Genomic DNA, 15,716 nt, shown 5'->3' with positions numbered 1-15,716 from the left:
TGGAACCCCCTTCGCTGAAATCGAGGCAGGCGGACGCCGTGGCGGCGGTTCACGCTTCTTCCGGGTCGTCCGTCGTCTCCATCGACAGGAGGATGTGGATGATGTCCTCCATCGATTCAGCCACCTGAAGGCAGCGGTCGGCCGGCGTTTGCGACATGATGCGCTCGATCATGCCGGTCTGGATGGCCATGGCCTGCATGGTCAGGTCATGGCCGGCTTGCGTCAGCGAAAGGCGCAGCACGCGCTTGTCCTTGATGTCGGGCTTGCGCTCGATCAGCCCGCGCTTTTCGAGCTGCGGCAGCAGCATGCTCATGTTCGAGCGGCCGACGAGCAGTTTCCGCGCCAGCTCCTGCTGGGATATGCCATCGAACCGGTAGAGATTGATGAGAATGTCGAGATGCGGCGTCTTGATGTCGAGCCCGGCGATTGCCCTTGTCATCGCCTGCTGCATGAGCTGGCAGGCGCGCGCCACGCCGATCCAGCTGCGAAAGCGCGGGTGATCCCACGGAAAGGCTTGATTTTCGTTCATCGTTGTACTTTATTGTTCAGCATTGAACATTATTTACGGATTCCCACTATGGCATCCTTTGGCTTGAAGGTCATCCGGCTCGCACTTTCGGGCGTCGCCAGGATCTCTCCCGATGCGGCCGGCCGAGCCGCTTTCCGTCTCTTCGCGACGACACCCGGCCGCCGGCCGAAGACGTCGAAGGAGAAGGAGCTTTTCGCGCGCTCGCTCGGCTGGATGCGGCAGGCGCAGCGCGTCGAATTGCGCTTTGCCGGCGGCACGGCGGTGGCGCATCGCTTTGCGGCGCGCCCATGTGAAAATTTCGCCGGCCGCGTGCTTGTCGTGCATGGCTGGGGTTCGCGCGCCGCCTATCTGACGGCGCTGACGGAAGGGCTGGTCGCCGCCGGGCACGAGGTGGTGGCGCTCGACCTGCCTGGGCACGGTTCCTCGCGCGGGCGCACATTGACCCTGCCGATGGCGGTGCGGGCGATCGACGCGGCCTGGCAACGGTTCGGCGGCTTCGACTTTTTCTGTGGCCATTCCTTCGGCGGCGCCTCGCTTGCCTGCGCGGCAAGCGGCCTCGTGCCCTCGGTGCCGGCGCATCGGCCGCGCCGGCTCGTCACCATCGGCTCGCCGAGCGAGATGACCTGGCTGTTCAAGGATCTCGGGCGCATCCTGAAGCTTGGCGCGAAAGCGCAAGATGCGCTGGAAGGCCATGTGGAGCGCATTGCCGGCGCGCCGCTCTCGGCTTTCGATGCGGCAAGCGGGGCAGGCCGGCTCGAAACCCCGATGCTCGTCATCCATGCAGAGGACGACAAGGAAGTGTCGGCGACGCATGCCCGCCGCTATGCCGAATCCGGGCAGAACGTCACGCTCGAATGGGCCAACGGCCTCGGCCATCGTCGCATTGTCTCGGCCGAGCCGGTGATCGGCCGCATCGTCGACTTCTTCGCCGAGGACGCGCGGCGCATTGCCGCCTGACGGCTTTTCGCCGGCGCTGCGCGCGGGCCTCTGGAACCCTGGAAAATTTCGCGATACCTCCCCGTTGCCGAGGGGGGACACGGCCTTGGCTGGAAGGGTTTTGACAGCAGGCGAATATCCTGCCGCGCAAATCCGTCTTGTCATTGATTGTGAACGGCTTTGGCCGGATTTTGGAGTAGGAAATGCGGACAGGAATTTTTGCGGCGGCATGCGCGGCAGTGATCATGGCTTCCACCGGCGCGGCGCAGGCCGACGAGCTGCTTGAAAGCTACGGTGCCTATATCGGCCAGGACGATCTCTACAATTCCAGCAACGAGCGCCTGACCCAGCCCTGGCAGGTCATCCGTCAGGACCGCGCCAATGTGCACCGCTTCGGCGTCCGCCAGCCCGGCGACGACATCGACGGCTTCTTCGCCTCCGCCCGCAACCGCGAGCTTGCCGAACGCATGATCCGCGATGGTGAGATCGGGGGCAGTGCGGCCCGCAAGCTGCTCGACGGCGATGTGCGCATCCATGTGGATATCTGGCGCGGCGCAGGAGGCGACTATATCAACGTCTCGGTGGACTAGGCGCGGTATCGCCATGGGTATCGCGCTGGTGGCGGGCATACCCGCTGCCGGCGCGGCTGAACCCGATCTTGCCACCCGCCTCAAGCTGCTGGTGGAAGCCTATCCGGAAAGCCTTTCCGGTGTGGAGGGCAATAGGCTTGTCCTGCGCAATGGCGGGCCGCCGCTCCAGATCGACGACGGCACGGTCAAGGACCATCAGGCGGCGCTCACTACCGGCGATATCGAGGACAGCCTCCGGCAACTCTATCCGCTCGGCGCTTGTGACGTGAAGCCGACGGTCGATGCCGATCCCGGCCGCATCCGCAGCGATGCGCTGATGATGCGGCTCTACGGCCAGTCGGCAAAGGCGGTGGAGGCCGATCTGGTGCCGGTCAGTTGGTTTGGCGCGACCCTTCGCGTGACGAAGCGGCAGGGTGCGGCATCGGCGCTGGAAAAGGTGCGGGACGAGCTTGCGGAAAAGCCGGAGCTGAAACGCTACCTCGCACCGTCCGCCGGCACGTTCAACTGGCGCAAGGTTTCCGGTGCCAGCAACATGTCGGTGCACAGTTTCGGCGCGGCCATCGACCTCAACACGAAGTTTGCGGACTACTGGATCTGGTCCGGCGGCAAGCCGGGCAAGGTGCCGGATCATGCCAACAGGTATCCGCTGGAGATCGTCGAGATTTTCGAGCGGCACGGCTATATCTGGGGCGGCCGCTGGTATCACTACGACACCATGCATTTCGAGTATCGTCCCGAACTGATTGCCATCGCAAGAGCGGCGGATGCTTCCGCCTGCCGCTGAGAAGAACCGTAAGGTTCGTTGCGCTTGCGATGCTCCGGCGGGAATGGAGCGTCAGAACGGCCCGATCCAGACGAGACTGCTCAGCATCAGGACGGCGATCATCGACATTTCGAGAAATCCGGTTTGCATGGTGCGCTCCTCCTTGCCGTGAAAACGCGAGAGGCCCGCCACGGTTCCGCCGGATTTTACGCGGGAAGAAAGTTTCCTTGCCGGAATGTAAAACGGCGCCGCTGGGGCGCCGTTTCGGGACAGGTGAGGGGCTATTTCCGGTAAATCAGCCAGCTCTTGGCGAAATCCTTCTTCATGCCGTCCTCGAAGGCCATGGTGCGGTTGCGGCCGCCGTTTTTGGCGCAATAGAGGGCGATGTCGGCCTTGGAGTAGAGTTCGCCGGGGCCTTCCGCCCATGAAGCCATGCAGAAGCCAAGCGAGATGGTGATCGGGCCGTAGTTGACGCCCGTCTTGGAATTCTTGAAGGGCGTGTGTTCCAGCGCGATGCGGATGCGCTCGGAAATCGCGACCACCTCTTCCTCGGTATTGCCTTCCACGATCATCGCGAACTCCTCGCCGCCGGTGCGGGCGACAAGAATATCCTTGCGCACATTGGCGCGGATCAGGCTGCCGACGGAGGCGAGGATCTTGTCGCCGACCGGATGGCCGTAGGTATCGTTGATCTTCTTGAAATGGTCGATATCGGCGAGGATCAGCGCGGTGACATTGTGTGCCATCGACGAGTTGTAGATCGCGGAAAGCCTGTCGTCGAAGGCGCGGCGGTTGGAAAGCTGCGTCAGGGAATCGGTGTTGGCGATGCGCTTGTACTCGTCGAGTTCCTTGCGGACATCCTCCATCTCGCGCGATTTCTGCGTGACGTTCTCCACCATCTCCTTGCCCTGGGAGATGCTGTCGCCGGTCGCTTCCGTCAGCACGCCGATGACGCTCCTGATGATATCGACGCTGGTGGCGTTCTTGCCGGTGATGCGTCCGAAGGTCTCGCCGAGCAGCCGGTTGTAGCTTTCGAGAGAGGACTGCTCCTGCTTCAGGAGGCGCAGCAGGCCCTCCAGTTCGCCGACGATCTTCGAGTGCGCGCCATCGATGGACGCCGCGCCGTGGTGATGGCTGAAATACTGTGCGCCGATCTCGTCAAGCTCCTCCTGCGAGGCCTTGCTGCCGAGGGATGCGAGTTCGCGGGTCAGTTTGGGATTGGAGCCGATATAGGCTTCGTAAAACAGCTCGTAGTTTCGCGGGATGGGAGCGACGCCCATTATGCGCATCGCGTAGGTCACCTGCGCCGCGATATCCGGCACCTGAACCTTCTGCGCAACTGCCGTGCTCATATCGGCTGCTCCTGATTTTCCTGGGGGTATCAATCCCCTAAAATACCATGGAAATGCTTTGGGAATGATTAACGGTTGTGTGTTCCTTGGCGGAAGGCAGGAACCAGAAAGGCCGCAAATCCAAAGATCTGCGGCCTTTCTTGTGGGATTTCGAGATGCCTCAGCCGGGCATGATCATGTTCTCGGGACGTACGACCGCGTCGAATTCCTCGTTTGTGACATAGCCACCGCCGACGGCCTCTTCACGCAGCGTCGTGCCGTTCTTGTGTGCGGTCTTGGCGATCTTGGCAGCGTTGTCGTAGCCGATCTTCGGGGCGAGCGCGGTGACGAGCATCAGCGAGCGGTCAAGCGCGGCCTTGATGTTGTCTTCGCGTGCCTCGATGCCCACGACGCAATTGTCGGTGAAGGAGATCGCGGCGTCCGAGAGGAGCTGGACGGACTGCAGGAAGTTGTAGGCCATCAGCGGATTGTAGACGTTCAGTTCGAAATGGCCCTGGCTGCCGGCGAAGGTCAGCGAAGCGTGGTTGCCGAAGACCTGCGCGCAGACCTGGGTGAGAGCTTCGCACTGGGTCGGGTTCACCTTGCCCGGCATGATCGAGGAGCCGGGTTCGTTTTCCGGCAGCGACAGTTCGCCAAGGCCGGAGCGGGGTCCGGAACCGAGGAAGCGGATGTCGTTGGCGATCTTGAAGAGGGCGGCGGCGGCCGCATTGATCGCGCCGTGCGAGAAGACCATCGAATCGTGCGCGGCGAGCGCCTCGAACTTGTTCGGCGCCGTCTTGAAGTCGATGCCGGTGATGGCCGCGATGTGCTCGGCGACCTTTTCGGCAAAACCGACCGGCGCATTGAGGCCGGTGCCGACGGCGGTGCCGCCCTGGGCGAGTTCGCAAAGGCCCGGCAACGTCAGTTCGATGCGCTTGATCGAGGAGGCCACCTGCGCGGCATAGCCGGAGAATTCCTGGCCGAGGGTAAGGGGCGTTGCGTCCTGCGTGTGCGTGCGGCCGATCTTGATGATGTGATCGAAGGCCTTGACCTTGGCTTCGAGGGCGGCGTGCAAGTGCTTCAGCGCCGGCAGCAGGTCGTGCACGATGCGCTCGGCGCAGGCGATGTGCATGGCGGTCGGATAGGTGTCGTTCGACGACTGGCTCATGTTGACGTGGTCGTTCGGATGCACCGGCTTCTTGGAGCCCATGACGCCGCCGAGCATTTCGATCGCCCGGTTGGAGATCACTTCATTCGCGTTCATGTTGGACTGGGTGCCCGAGCCGGTCTGCCAGACGACGAGCGGGAAGTGGTCGTTGAGCTTGCCGTCGATGACTTCCTGCGCGGCCTCGGTGATCACCTTGGCGATTGCCGGATCGAGGCGGCCGAGTTCCATGTTGGCGCGGGCGGTGGCCTGCTTGACGATGCCGAGCGCGCGCACGACCGAAAGCGGCTGCTTTTCCCAGCCGATCTTGAAGTTGCCGAGCGAGCGCTGGGCCTGCGCGCCCCAGTAGCGGCTGTTGTCCACTTCGATGGGGCCGAATGTATCCGTTTCCGTGCGCGTCGATGTCATTGTGCTTCCCGCTATAAAGCCCATGCCTTCGTCCTGCCGCCGGCGATGCCGCCGCATGGGACGCGGCAAGCCGGGCGAGTGCGGGCATTTTGGGGAGGCCCGCGCTGGCGCGAAATCGCGCAAATCTCTGGCCCATCTGCGACCCGGTTGCAAGCGCGGAATGCCCGCCGCCGCCAAGACTTTCGGTTAAAATCGATTAGGCAGCGGATGCATTGCGAATCGCTTTGCGGACCGCCTTTCGGCGCTGTGCCTTTTCCGTCACTGCCGCTGGCGGATTTTTTTCGTTTTTTTGGCAGCGCCGGCCGGAGAGCCCGGCCCGGCACGAAAAATCCGCGTCTATTCAAATTTTTACGGGGCGTCATCCGTCTTGCCTGACAGGCTCCAGAACAACGGTCTCGCGCGGTTTAGGAGGGGTGGCGGGCAGGGGCGTTTTCTTTTCATTCACCATCCTTTCCTATAACTTACCGGCCTGCTGGTTCGGGCGCCGCCAGAGACCGCGATGTGCGGTTCATTCGGGAATGGAATATATATGAAGCTGACAAAGACTGCCGTGCTGGCCGCCGCGCTGGCTGTTTCCTGCGCCACCATCACGTTCCACGCTTCGCCCGCAAGCGCCCTGACGTTGATGGACATCATTCGCGGCGGCAAGAAGAGGGAGCCGGTGCGCGAGGAGCTTCCCGGCGTCCAGACCGGTGCGGCGCTGCCGGGTGTCTCGACGAAGCAGGAGGCAAAGCCCCTGCCGCGCGTCACGGGCCCGCGCTACTATACCTACAAGGCAGACGCCCTGAAGCGCGTTGCGGTCGACAAACTGGCCGACCCGGTCGTGACCAGTTCGATTTCCGCCGATGTAGCCCCGGCCGGTGACACGGCTGTGCGGGCCGCTTTCGCGGGCGTGAATGTCCGCACGACGCCGGATGCCGCCAAGGCGGTCGAGACCTTCTACGGCTCCCAGAAGACGTTCGTCTGGGTCGACGGAAATGGCATCAACGACAAGGCGAAGACGGCCATCGCGGTGCTCGCCGATGCCGCGACCGTCGGCCTCGATCCGTGGGACTATGCGGTAAAGATTCCGTCGGACAGCTTCGACAGCGCCGACATGAGCGCGCGCTATGGCGAGCTTGCGACCTTCGAGGTCGCGCTATCCTCGGCCGTGGCGACCTATGTGCAGGACGCCGTGCGCGGACGCATCGATCCCAACCGTATTTCCGGCTACCACGACTTCAAGCGCAAGGACGTCAATCTCGTTGCGGCGCTGAAGAACGTGGCGCTCAGCGGCAACGTCAAAGCCTATCTGGAAAGCCGCTCGCCGGCGAGTTCCGATTTCCAGGCGTTGAAGGCCGAGCTTGCCAAACTCAAGGCCGAGACCGGGGGCGACGACCGCGTCGTGATCGCCGAGGGCACGCTGGTGAAGCCCGGCCAGAGCAATCCGGAGCTTGCCAATATCGTCAAGGGGATCGTCAAGCACGGCTCCGACGCGCTGAAGACCGATCATTCGGTGACGATCGCTACCTATACGGGGACACCGGACTATACGCCGGAACTCGTTTCGCTCGTCGAAGCCTTCCAGAAGGAAAACGGCCTGAAGCCGGACGGCGTCGTCGGCAAGGCCTCGATCCGCAAGCTCACGGGCGGCGATTCCGTCGCCGACAAGGTCGCCAAGCTCGAAGTCGCGCTGGAGCAGGCCCGCTGGCTGCCGGTCGATCTCGGCGCGCGCCACGTCTTCATCAACCAGCCGGCCTTCATGGTCTATTACCACGAGGACGGCGCGGAAAAGTTCTCCATGCGCACGGTCATCGGCTCGAAGGCGAACCAGACCTATTTCTTTCAGGATCGCCTGCAGACCGTCGAGGTCAATCCGTACTGGGGCGTTCCGCAGTCGATCATCATCAACGAGATGCTGCCGAAGCTGCGCAACGATCCGTCCTATCTCGACCGCATGGGCTACGAAGTGGCCGTCGGCGGGCGCGCCGTGCCGTCTTCGTCGGTCAACTGGTACGGTTCGACCGCCGGCGTCTCCGTGCGCCAGCCGCCGAGCAGCGACAATGCGCTGGGCGAGCTGAAGATCCTCTTCCCGAACAGCCACGCCATCTACATGCATGACACGCCGTCGAAGAGCTTCTTCAAGAAGGACATGCGGGCGCTGAGCCATGGCTGTGTGCGCCTTGCCGAACCGCGCAAGATGGCGGCCGCGGTGCTGGGCGTGACGGAGGAGGATGTCGGCAAGGAGATCGGCGCCGGCCGCAACAAGGCGCTGAGCGTCAAGGCGGACATCCCGATCTACATCGCCTACTTCACCGCCTGGCCGAACAAGGACGGCGCGGTCGAATATTTCGACGACGCCTATGGTCGCGACGACTATGTGCGCAAGGCGTTCACGGCGACGCGTGCCGCCCGCCAGGTACAGGGCTGACCGCTCAGCCCCAGGTCAGCGGATCCAGCCTGAGATAAAAGGCGAGGCGCTCCCGGTCGGGCGCCTCGATCTTCAAGGTGGAAAAGAGGATGTCGAAGGCTTCTTTCGTCTCGTTCTCGTTCTCGTTCTCGTTCGACCAGCTTTCCCCGGCATTGGCCAGCATCAGCGCGAGATCCGAATAGCGATCCGCCACGCCGATGCGGCCGAGATCGATCAGGCCCGTGCAGCGCAGCGTGGCGGGATCGACCATGAAATTCGGCATGCAGGGATCGCCATGGCAGACGACGAGGCTGGCTGCCTCCTGCGCCAGCCGCAAGGGCAGTTCCGCTTCAACGCGTGCCAGCAAATCCTGCCCCGACATGTCCTTGTCTTCATCCGGCAGGAAGTCCGGGTTCACCGCGCCGCGCGACACGACTTTGGTGGCTCGCGTGAACATCGTGGACAAGCTTTTGTCGAAAGGGCAGCCGTCTCCGGCAAGCGCGTGCACGGCGGCAAGGTGTTCGCTCATCGAGCGCCAGGCCATCAACAGGTCCGGGCCGGAAAGGTTCACTGCCGGGACGCCGGGAATGGCGCTCATGATCAGGCAGGCGCCGTGTTCGTTCTGGCGCCATGCGACCACTTCGGGGCAGGCAATGCCCTTGTCGGCGAGCCAGCCAAGGCGATCCCGCTCGCCGGCCAGTTCGCCGGCGCGCGCGCCTTTTGCAAGCTTGGCATAGTGGCGTCCGTCGCCGCTGCGAAAAACCCGGTCTCCGGATTCACCTTCATGGGCCGGGATCCACCCGGACCGGATATCGAGCACTGTTTCCATCCAGTCCAAAGTGCGCTCCCTGTCGGTCAGCCGGCGAGCAGGCGCTCGACCAGCTCGGGCGTCAGCTCGTCGAAATGACTGATGACATGGGTCGGCTCCAGCTCGGCGACCGGCACGTCGGAATAGCCGAAGGGAACGCCGATCGACGGCACGTCGGCATTGCGGGCGACGAGCATGTCGTTGAGGCTGTCGCCGACCATCACCGTGCGCTTCGGATCGGCGTCGGCGAGGCGGACGGTGCCGAAGAGATGTTCGGCGTCCGGCTTGCGCACCGCGAAGGTGTCGCCGCCCGTGATGGCGACAAAACGGTCCGTCAGGCCGAGGCCGTCGATGAGGCGGCGGGCAAGGGCTTCGTTCTTGTTCGTGCAGACGGCAAGTCGGTAGCCGGCGCCGGAAAGACGGTCGAGGGCGTCCGTCAGGCCGGGGAAGGGCTCCGACACGCCCGGCATGGCCTTGGCGTAATGCTCGACAAAGGCGTCCACCATGCGCTGGAGCTCGCCGTCCGAAATCTCGCGGCCGCGCAGGGCGAAGGCCCGCTTGATCATCACCTGGCCGCCATGCCCGACGAGATAGGTGAGATCGTCGTACCCGACGGGTTCCAGCCCCTCGAGGCCGATCGTGTGGTTGAGGCTTGCCACGAGGTCGTGCGCCGTGTCGATGAGCGTACCGTCGAGATCGAAGACAACAAGAGAAGCGGACATGGGAAACCTTGTGCGGAGAGGGGAGGAACTCCTCCGGTATGCGATGGCGCTGGCATTTGCAATCGCTTCCGTGCCGCGGCGGCAGGGCGTTTTTGGCTTTCGTTTGGCTTTCAGGGCGTGTAAGTGTCTCCCGGAATTCCGGCCGCTTCGCGCGTGCCGGCTCGCAATCATTCAGGGAGTTTGAGGGCATGGACGCCCGGGAAATGAAGATCAAGGCCGCTGAGGCCGCGCTCGCCCATGTGGAAGACGGTATGCGGCTCGGTATCGGTACCGGTTCGACCGCCGAGGAATTCGTTCGACTGCTGGCCGAAAAGGTCGCTGACGGCCTCAGGGTCGAAGGCGTGCCCACCTCCGAGCGCACGGCGCGGCTGTGCGTCGAACTCGGCGTGCCGCTGAAGTCGCTCGACGAACTGCCCGAACTCGACCTCACCATCGACGGCGCAGACGAGGTGGATGGCCGGCTGCGGCTGATCAAGGGCGGCGGCGGCGCCTTGCTGCGCGAAAAGATCGTTGCCAGTGCCTCCACGCGGATGATCGTGATTGCCGACGAGACCAAGGTGGTCGAGACGCTCGGCGCCTTCAAGCTGCCGATCGAGGTCAACCCGTTCGGGCTCGTCGCCACCCGGATCGCCATCGAGAAGGTGGCCTCGCGCCTCGGCCTTTCCGGCGGCATTGCACTGCGCGCTTCCGGCGACGGCACCTTCACCACGGACGGTGGACACTATATTCTCGACGCATCTTTTGGCCGCATTCCTGATGCAGATGCGTTGGCCAGCAATCTCAATGACATACCGGGTGTCGTCGAACACGGCCTCTTCATCAATATGGCGTCGCTTGCCATCATCGCGGGACCCGCTGGTGCGCGCACGCTGACGGCGAAAGAATAGACAGGAGCACAGACCGACATGATCAAATTTGCTGGTTTCGGCCGGACCCTCGCGGTGACCCTTATCGTTTCGGCAGGCCTTTCGGGCGCCGCAGCGGCGCAGGACGTCACGGACGAGCAGATCAAGACCGCGCGCAGCGCCATCGACGCCATTGGTGCGACGAGCAACTTCGACAACATCCTGCCGGGCCTCGCTGTCCGCGTGAAGTCGACGCTCGTGCAGGCTTCGCCGAACCATGAGCCCGAAATCAACGCCGTCGTCGACGAGCAGGCGCTTGCCCTCGCGCCGCGCCGCGCTGACCTCGAGAAGGAAGCGGCGACCATCTACGCCAAGACCTTCACGCAGGAAGAGCTGAAGGCCATAGCCGACTTCTACAGCTCGTCGGTCGGCAAGAAGCTCCTGGCGGATGGCCCGATCGCCACGCGCGAAGTCGTGAAAGCCGCAGAAATCTGGGCTGCCGGCGTCGACCGCGATCTGCGCACGGAAAGCGTCAAGAAGCTCGACCTGATGCTCGGCACGCCGCCGGCGACCGAGGGCGGCGAAGCGCAGCCGCAGCAGTAACGATTATCGAAAAGGCGGCCATTGGCCGCCTTTTTTGTGAATTTTGCACAAACACTTTTTATACATTCATTCACCGAATGCCTTGCCTGCCATGATCCAGTCCTATCAGGCCGACCGTCTTATGGCGGATAGCCGCTTTCACGATTGCCTTGTCTTTTCCGCCGCCGAGCTGCTTGCCACCCATCAGGAAATCCCGCGGGAGGTACGCTACCTTTCCGATCTGCAGAAATGGCTGCTCAGCCAGGCGACGCTGGCGCTGCACTTCGAGCACCGGCTGGACCCGGCGCAGCCGCAGATTTCCCCGACCAATCTCCTGCGGTTTCTCACCGGCACGCCGATCGCCAGCCGCAACACGGTTCTGGCGTTTCTCACCGAGATGCGGCACTACGGGCTTGTCGAGCAGGTGGCGTGCGAGGATCGCCGGCAGCGGCTTTTCCGGGCACGGCCGCAGACCGAGGATCTGATCCGTCGCTGGTATGGAACCCATCTGGACGCGCTCGATTGTATCGATGGCGCAGGCAGGGCCGGCCTCCTGCGGGCCAATCCGGACCTGATCCTTCATGCGCAGACGCGAATGGCGCGCCTGCTGCTTTCATCGCGCGGCTGGTGTCATCCGCCCGAGTCCGTCGGGCTTCTCACCCGCGCGGAATCGGGCAGCAACGTGTTGCATGAACTGGCGGCCCGCGCGCCGTGGCAGCTTCCGGCAGAACGCGTCTGGATCGGTCCGGTGACGGCGAACGGCATCGCCGCGCGCTACCGCATTTCGCAAAGCCACACGGCCCGTATCCTGGCAAGGGCGCGGGTTGCAGGCCTGATCGGCTGGGAGCTTTCGGGAAATCGCGGTGACTGTTGGGTGTCGTCGGGCTTCGTTACCGACTACCGGCACTGGCAGGCGCTGAAATTTGCGGCCATCTCCGAGGCGTTCGTCCATGCGGTCGGGTGCGCTGCGCAGCCGGCAGGATAAGAACCGGGCCGCAGCAACGGGCGGCCCGGCCGGTCTTATTCGTGGATGGTGTAGGTGCCGAGTTCGCAGAGGTTCTGGGTATCGGTGGTCGTGTCGAGATCGGAATCTTCCGAGAATTCGAAGCGCATGTCGTATTCACAGACGCGACGGCCATCGGCGATGGTGATTTCGATCGTTTCGCCCGGGTTGAGAACCTGGTCGCCGAAAACGTCGTCTTCCCACTTTTCCACGCCCACAGGGGAGCTGTAGAAATGCGTAAGGACGGATTTGGTGCCGTTCTTCAGCTGAAAGACGAGATCATCGGCCGAGGCTGGGCCTGCAATCATGAAGAGTGCTGCGGCGCAAGCCGAGAAAGATGCAAATTTATTCATGTTTTTCATCCGCTTAGACCACAATCGGTCGGGCAGTTTCTTAAATCTTGAACAGCGCGCGGTAAACAGGATTCAGCACATGCGGCCTACCCATTTTTGGGATGAATTCACGCTTGCGTGATCCGGCCGCAGGCGTGCCCTGGAGTCGCGGCCTTTTCCTTTTGGCTGCGCTGTTCCTATATGTGTCGAGCCCGCAGGCGGATTCGGCCGGCGAGGATACCGTCAGACGGCCGTCCGGCCCGCTTGCATGCAGGAGATCACGACATGACGACATTCGACTACGACCTCTTCGTGATCGGCGGGGGATCTGGAGGCGTGCGCAGCGCGCGCCTTGCCGCGAGCATGGGCAAGAAGGTGGCGATCGCGGAGGAATTCCGGTTCGGCGGCACCTGCGTGATCCGCGGCTGCGTGCCGAAGAAGCTTTATGTCTACGCCTCGCAGTTCCATGAGCATTTCGAGGATGCGGCGGGCTTCGGCTGGCAGGTCGGTGAATCGCGTTTCGATTGGCAGGCGCTCGTCGCCGCCAAGGAGAAGGAGATCACGCGTCTCGAAGGCCTCTACCGCAAGGGGCTGGACAATTCCGGCGCGACGATCCTTGCGACCCGCGCCGAGCTTGTCGGGCCGAACACGGTCCGGCTTGCGGCCACCGGTGAACTGGTGACGGCCGAGCGCATCCTGATCGCCGTCGGCGGCCATCCGACGCCGCATGTCGACCTTCCCGGCCACGAACTCTGCATCACCTCGAATGAGGCCTTCGATCTGCCCGAGATGCCGAAATCCATCCTGATTTCCGGCGGGGGCTACATTGCCGTCGAATTTGCCAACATCTTCCATGGCCTTGGCGTCGAGACGACGCTGATCTATCGCGGCAGGCAGATCCTGTCCCGCTTCGACCAGGACATGCGCCACGGCGTGCAGTCCGCGATGGTCGCCAAGGGCATCCGCGTTATCTGCGAGGACATCATCACCGATGTCGCCGAAGCCGAAGGCGGCCGCCGCACCGTGACGACCAAGGCGGGCGAGACGCTCGTCGTCGATCAGGTGATGCTGGCGCTCGGCCGCGTTCCGAACACCAGCGGCCTCGGGCTCGAAACGGCAGGCGTCAGGATGAACGAGCGAGGGGCGATCCTCGTCGACGACTATTCGCGCACCAACGTGCCCGGCATCTTCGCGCTCGGTGATGTCACCGACCGCGTGCAGCTCACCCCCGTCGCGATCCACGAGGCGATGTGCTTCGTCGAAACGGAGTTTCGCGGCAACCCGGTCTCGCCCGACCACGACCTCATCGCCACCGCCGTCTTCTCTCAGCCGGAGATCGGTACGGTCGGCATGAGCGAGGAGGCGGCCGCCAAGGCCTTCGACGACCTCGAAGTCTACCGCGCCGAGTTCCGCCCGATGAAGGCGACGCTTTCCGGCCGGCAGGAGAAGATGATCATGAAGCTCGTCGTCAATGCAGCCGACCGCAAGGTGGTGGGTGCGCATATCCTCGGCCACGAGGCAGGCGAGATGGCGCAGCTTCTCGGCATTTCGCTGAAGGCGGGTGTTACGAAGGATGACTTCGACCGCACGATGGCGGTGCATCCGACGGCCTCGGAAGAGCTGGTGACCATGTACCAGCCGAGCTATCGCGTCAGCAAGGGGCAGCGGGTGTGAGGCGAGCCCCGCATTCTGCCGCATTTGGAACAGTTCGCACTGGAAGTTCGGCTATGCAAGGCCCATCTAACGGTTTATAAGCCCGCATCTTTAAATGGAGGGGGTGTCCGTCGCATTTGCGGGCGCTTCAGGACAGGTGAGTATCATGGCACAGAATTGGACCCCGAGCAGCTGGCGGCAGAAGGCCATTCAGCAGGTTCCGGATTATCCGGATCTCGCCGCACTGGCGGCGACCGAAGAGCGCCTTGCGAAGTTTCCGCCGCTCGTCTTCGCCGGCGAAGCGCGCCGCCTCAAGAGCGCGCTTGCCAACGTTGCCGAAGGCAAGGGCTTCCTGTTGCAGGGCGGCGACTGCGCCGAGAGCTTCGCCGAACACGGTGCCGATACGATCCGTGACTTCTTCCGCGCCTTCCTCCAGATGGCCGTGGTGCTGACCTTCGGCGCTCAGCAGCCAGTGGTGAAGGTCGGTCGTATTGCCGGTCAGTTCGCCAAGCCGCGCTCGTCGAATATCGAGAAGCAAGGCGAGGTCTCGCTGCCGTCCTACCGCGGCGACATCATCAACGGCATCGAGTTCACGGAAGAGGCCCGTATCCCGAATCCGGAACGCCAGATCATGGCCTACCGCCAGTCGGCCGCGACGCTCAACCTGCTGCGCGCCTTCGCGATGGGTGGTTACGCCAATCTCGACAACGTGCACCAGTGGATGCTCGGCTTCGTCAAGGATAGCCCGCAGGCCGAGCGCTACCGCAAGCTCGCCGACCGGATCTCCGAGACCATGGACTTCATGAAGGCCATCGGCATCACTTCGGAAAACCATCCGAGCCTGCGCGAGACCGATTTCTTCACCAGCCATGAGGCGCTGCTGCTCGGCTATGAGCAGGCGCTGACCCGCGTCGATTCCACGTCCGGCGACTGGTACGCGACGTCCGGCCACATGATCTGGATCGGCGATCGCACGCGCCAGTCCGACCATGCGCATATCGAATATTGCCGCGGCATCAAGAACCCGATCGGCCTCAAGTGCGGCCCGACGCTGACCGGCGACGGCCTCCTGGAACTGATCGACCTGCTGAACCCGCAGAACGAGGCTGGCCGCCTGACGCTGATCTGCCGTTTCGGCCACGACAAGGTGGCGGAAAACCTTCCGCGCCTCATCCGCGCCGTCGAGCGGGAAGGCAAGAAGGTCGTCTGGTCCTGCGACCCGATGCACGGCAACACGATCACGCTCAACAACTACAAGACGCGTCCGTTCGAGCGGATCCTGTCGGAAGTCGAGAGCTTCTTCCAGATCCACCGCGCCGAAGGCACGCATCCGGGCGGCATCCATGTCGAGATGACCGGCAATGACGTGACGGAATGCACGGGTGGCGCGCGGGCGCTGTCGGGCGACGACCTCGCCGACCGCTACCACACGCATTGCGACCCGCGCCTCAACGCCGATCAGGCGCTGGAGCTCGCCTTCCTTCTTGCCGAGCGCATGAAGGGCGGTCGCGACGAAAAACGTATGGTTGTGAACGGCTGATCACCGTCTGTTCATGCTTCGGTTCCGTAAATTAGCGGAGCTGATGCATGCATTCAGGATTGTGAATTTGACAGGACCGGGCCAGCTGGCAAAGCTGGCCCGGTTTTGTTTTGGGGGGAA

The 15,716-nt window shown here is 63.3% G+C and carries 15 protein-coding genes; 9 read left to right on the top strand and 6 right to left on the bottom strand.

Annotated features, from left to right (window positions below):
• Positions 1-49: 49 nt before the first annotated feature.
• Positions 50-529 carry a MarR family winged helix-turn-helix transcriptional regulator gene (locus WA950_RS13915; protein ID WP_424552288.1) on the bottom strand — a complete coding sequence of 160 codons (480 nt, stop codon included), beginning with the start codon at positions 527-529 and terminating at the stop codon, positions 50-52.
• 48 nt (positions 530-577) lie between these two features.
• Between WA950_RS13915 and WA950_RS13910 the strand changes: the two genes are divergently transcribed.
• The 3 genes from WA950_RS13910 (at position 578) to WA950_RS13900 (ending at position 2,839) form a co-directional block, all read left to right on the top strand.
• Entirely contained in the window at positions 578-1,486 is a 909-nt protein-coding gene (locus WA950_RS13910; RefSeq protein ID WP_424552287.1) for an alpha/beta hydrolase, read from the top strand.
• Positions 1,487-1,668: 182 nt separating this feature from the next.
• Positions 1,669-2,055, top strand: a complete 387-nt coding sequence (locus WA950_RS13905; protein WP_424552286.1) for a hypothetical protein — start codon at positions 1,669-1,671, stop codon at positions 2,053-2,055.
• Between the two features lie 13 nt (positions 2,056-2,068).
• On the top strand, positions 2,069-2,839 hold the full coding sequence (locus tag WA950_RS13900; RefSeq protein ID WP_424552285.1) for a M15 family metallopeptidase: 771 nt from the start codon (positions 2,069-2,071) through the stop codon (positions 2,837-2,839).
• Between the two features lie 260 nt (positions 2,840-3,099).
• Here the strand turns inward: WA950_RS13900 and WA950_RS13895 are convergent, their stop codons facing one another.
• Positions 3,100-4,170, bottom strand: a complete 1,071-nt coding sequence (locus WA950_RS13895; protein ID WP_424552284.1) for a GGDEF domain-containing protein — start codon at positions 4,168-4,170, stop codon at positions 3,100-3,102.
• A 160-nt stretch (positions 4,171-4,330) separates the two neighbouring features.
• Positions 4,331-5,779, bottom strand: a complete 1,449-nt coding sequence (gene fumC, locus WA950_RS13890) for a class II fumarate hydratase (RefSeq protein WP_424552283.1) — start codon at positions 5,777-5,779, stop codon at positions 4,331-4,333.
• A gap of 472 nt (positions 5,780-6,251) precedes the next feature.
• Here fumC and WA950_RS13885 point away from each other — a divergent pair, with 472 nt between their 5' ends.
• A complete protein-coding gene (locus WA950_RS13885; protein WP_424552282.1) occupies positions 6,252-8,132 on the top strand; it encodes a L,D-transpeptidase family protein in 1,881 nt (626 codons plus the stop codon).
• Positions 8,133-8,136: 4 nt separating this feature from the next.
• On the opposite strand, the gene WA950_RS13880 is transcribed toward WA950_RS13885, so the two are convergent.
• Positions 8,137-8,940: an APH(3'') family aminoglycoside O-phosphotransferase gene (locus WA950_RS13880; RefSeq protein ID WP_424552408.1), complete on the bottom strand. Its 804-nt coding sequence runs from the start codon at positions 8,938-8,940 to the stop codon at positions 8,137-8,139.
• Positions 8,941-8,966: 26 nt separating this feature from the next.
• Positions 8,967-9,641 (bottom strand): HAD family hydrolase, encoded by a 675-nt coding sequence (locus tag WA950_RS13875; protein ID WP_424552281.1) that lies wholly within the window; start codon positions 9,639-9,641, stop codon positions 8,967-8,969.
• Positions 9,642-9,829: 188 nt separating this feature from the next.
• On the opposite strand from WA950_RS13875, the gene rpiA reads away from it, so the two are divergent.
• The 3 genes from rpiA (at position 9,830) to WA950_RS13860 (ending at position 12,053) form a co-directional block, all read left to right on the top strand.
• On the top strand, positions 9,830-10,528 hold the full coding sequence (gene rpiA / locus WA950_RS13870; protein WP_424552280.1) for a ribose-5-phosphate isomerase RpiA: 699 nt from the start codon (positions 9,830-9,832) through the stop codon (positions 10,526-10,528).
• 18 nt (positions 10,529-10,546) lie between these two features.
• Positions 10,547-11,089 (top strand): DUF2059 domain-containing protein, encoded by a 543-nt coding sequence (locus tag WA950_RS13865; RefSeq protein ID WP_424552279.1) that lies wholly within the window; start codon positions 10,547-10,549, stop codon positions 11,087-11,089.
• A gap of 91 nt (positions 11,090-11,180) precedes the next feature.
• Positions 11,181-12,053: a hypothetical protein gene (locus WA950_RS13860; protein WP_424552278.1), complete on the top strand. Its 873-nt coding sequence runs from the start codon at positions 11,181-11,183 to the stop codon at positions 12,051-12,053.
• Between the two features lie 35 nt (positions 12,054-12,088).
• On the opposite strand, the gene WA950_RS13855 is transcribed toward WA950_RS13860, so the two are convergent.
• Positions 12,089-12,379 carry a hypothetical protein gene (locus tag WA950_RS13855; protein ID WP_424552407.1) on the bottom strand — a complete coding sequence of 97 codons (291 nt, stop codon included), beginning with the start codon at positions 12,377-12,379 and terminating at the stop codon, positions 12,089-12,091.
• Positions 12,380-12,688: 309 nt separating this feature from the next.
• On the opposite strand from WA950_RS13855, the gene gor reads away from it, so the two are divergent.
• Positions 12,689-14,077 (top strand): glutathione-disulfide reductase, encoded by a 1,389-nt coding sequence (gor, locus tag WA950_RS13850; protein WP_424552277.1) that lies wholly within the window; start codon positions 12,689-12,691, stop codon positions 14,075-14,077.
• Positions 14,078-14,222: 145 nt separating this feature from the next.
• Positions 14,223-15,596 (top strand): class II 3-deoxy-7-phosphoheptulonate synthase, encoded by a 1,374-nt coding sequence (locus WA950_RS13845; protein ID WP_424552276.1) that lies wholly within the window; start codon positions 14,223-14,225, stop codon positions 15,594-15,596.
• The last annotated feature ends 120 nt before the right edge of the window (positions 15,597-15,716 follow it).

This window comes from Shinella sp. (assembly GCF_049651085.1).
Classification (GTDB): domain Bacteria; phylum Pseudomonadota; class Alphaproteobacteria; order Rhizobiales; family Rhizobiaceae; genus Shinella.
Note: the sequence above shows the minus strand (reverse complement) of the source record. Positions and strands in the feature narration are given on the sequence as shown.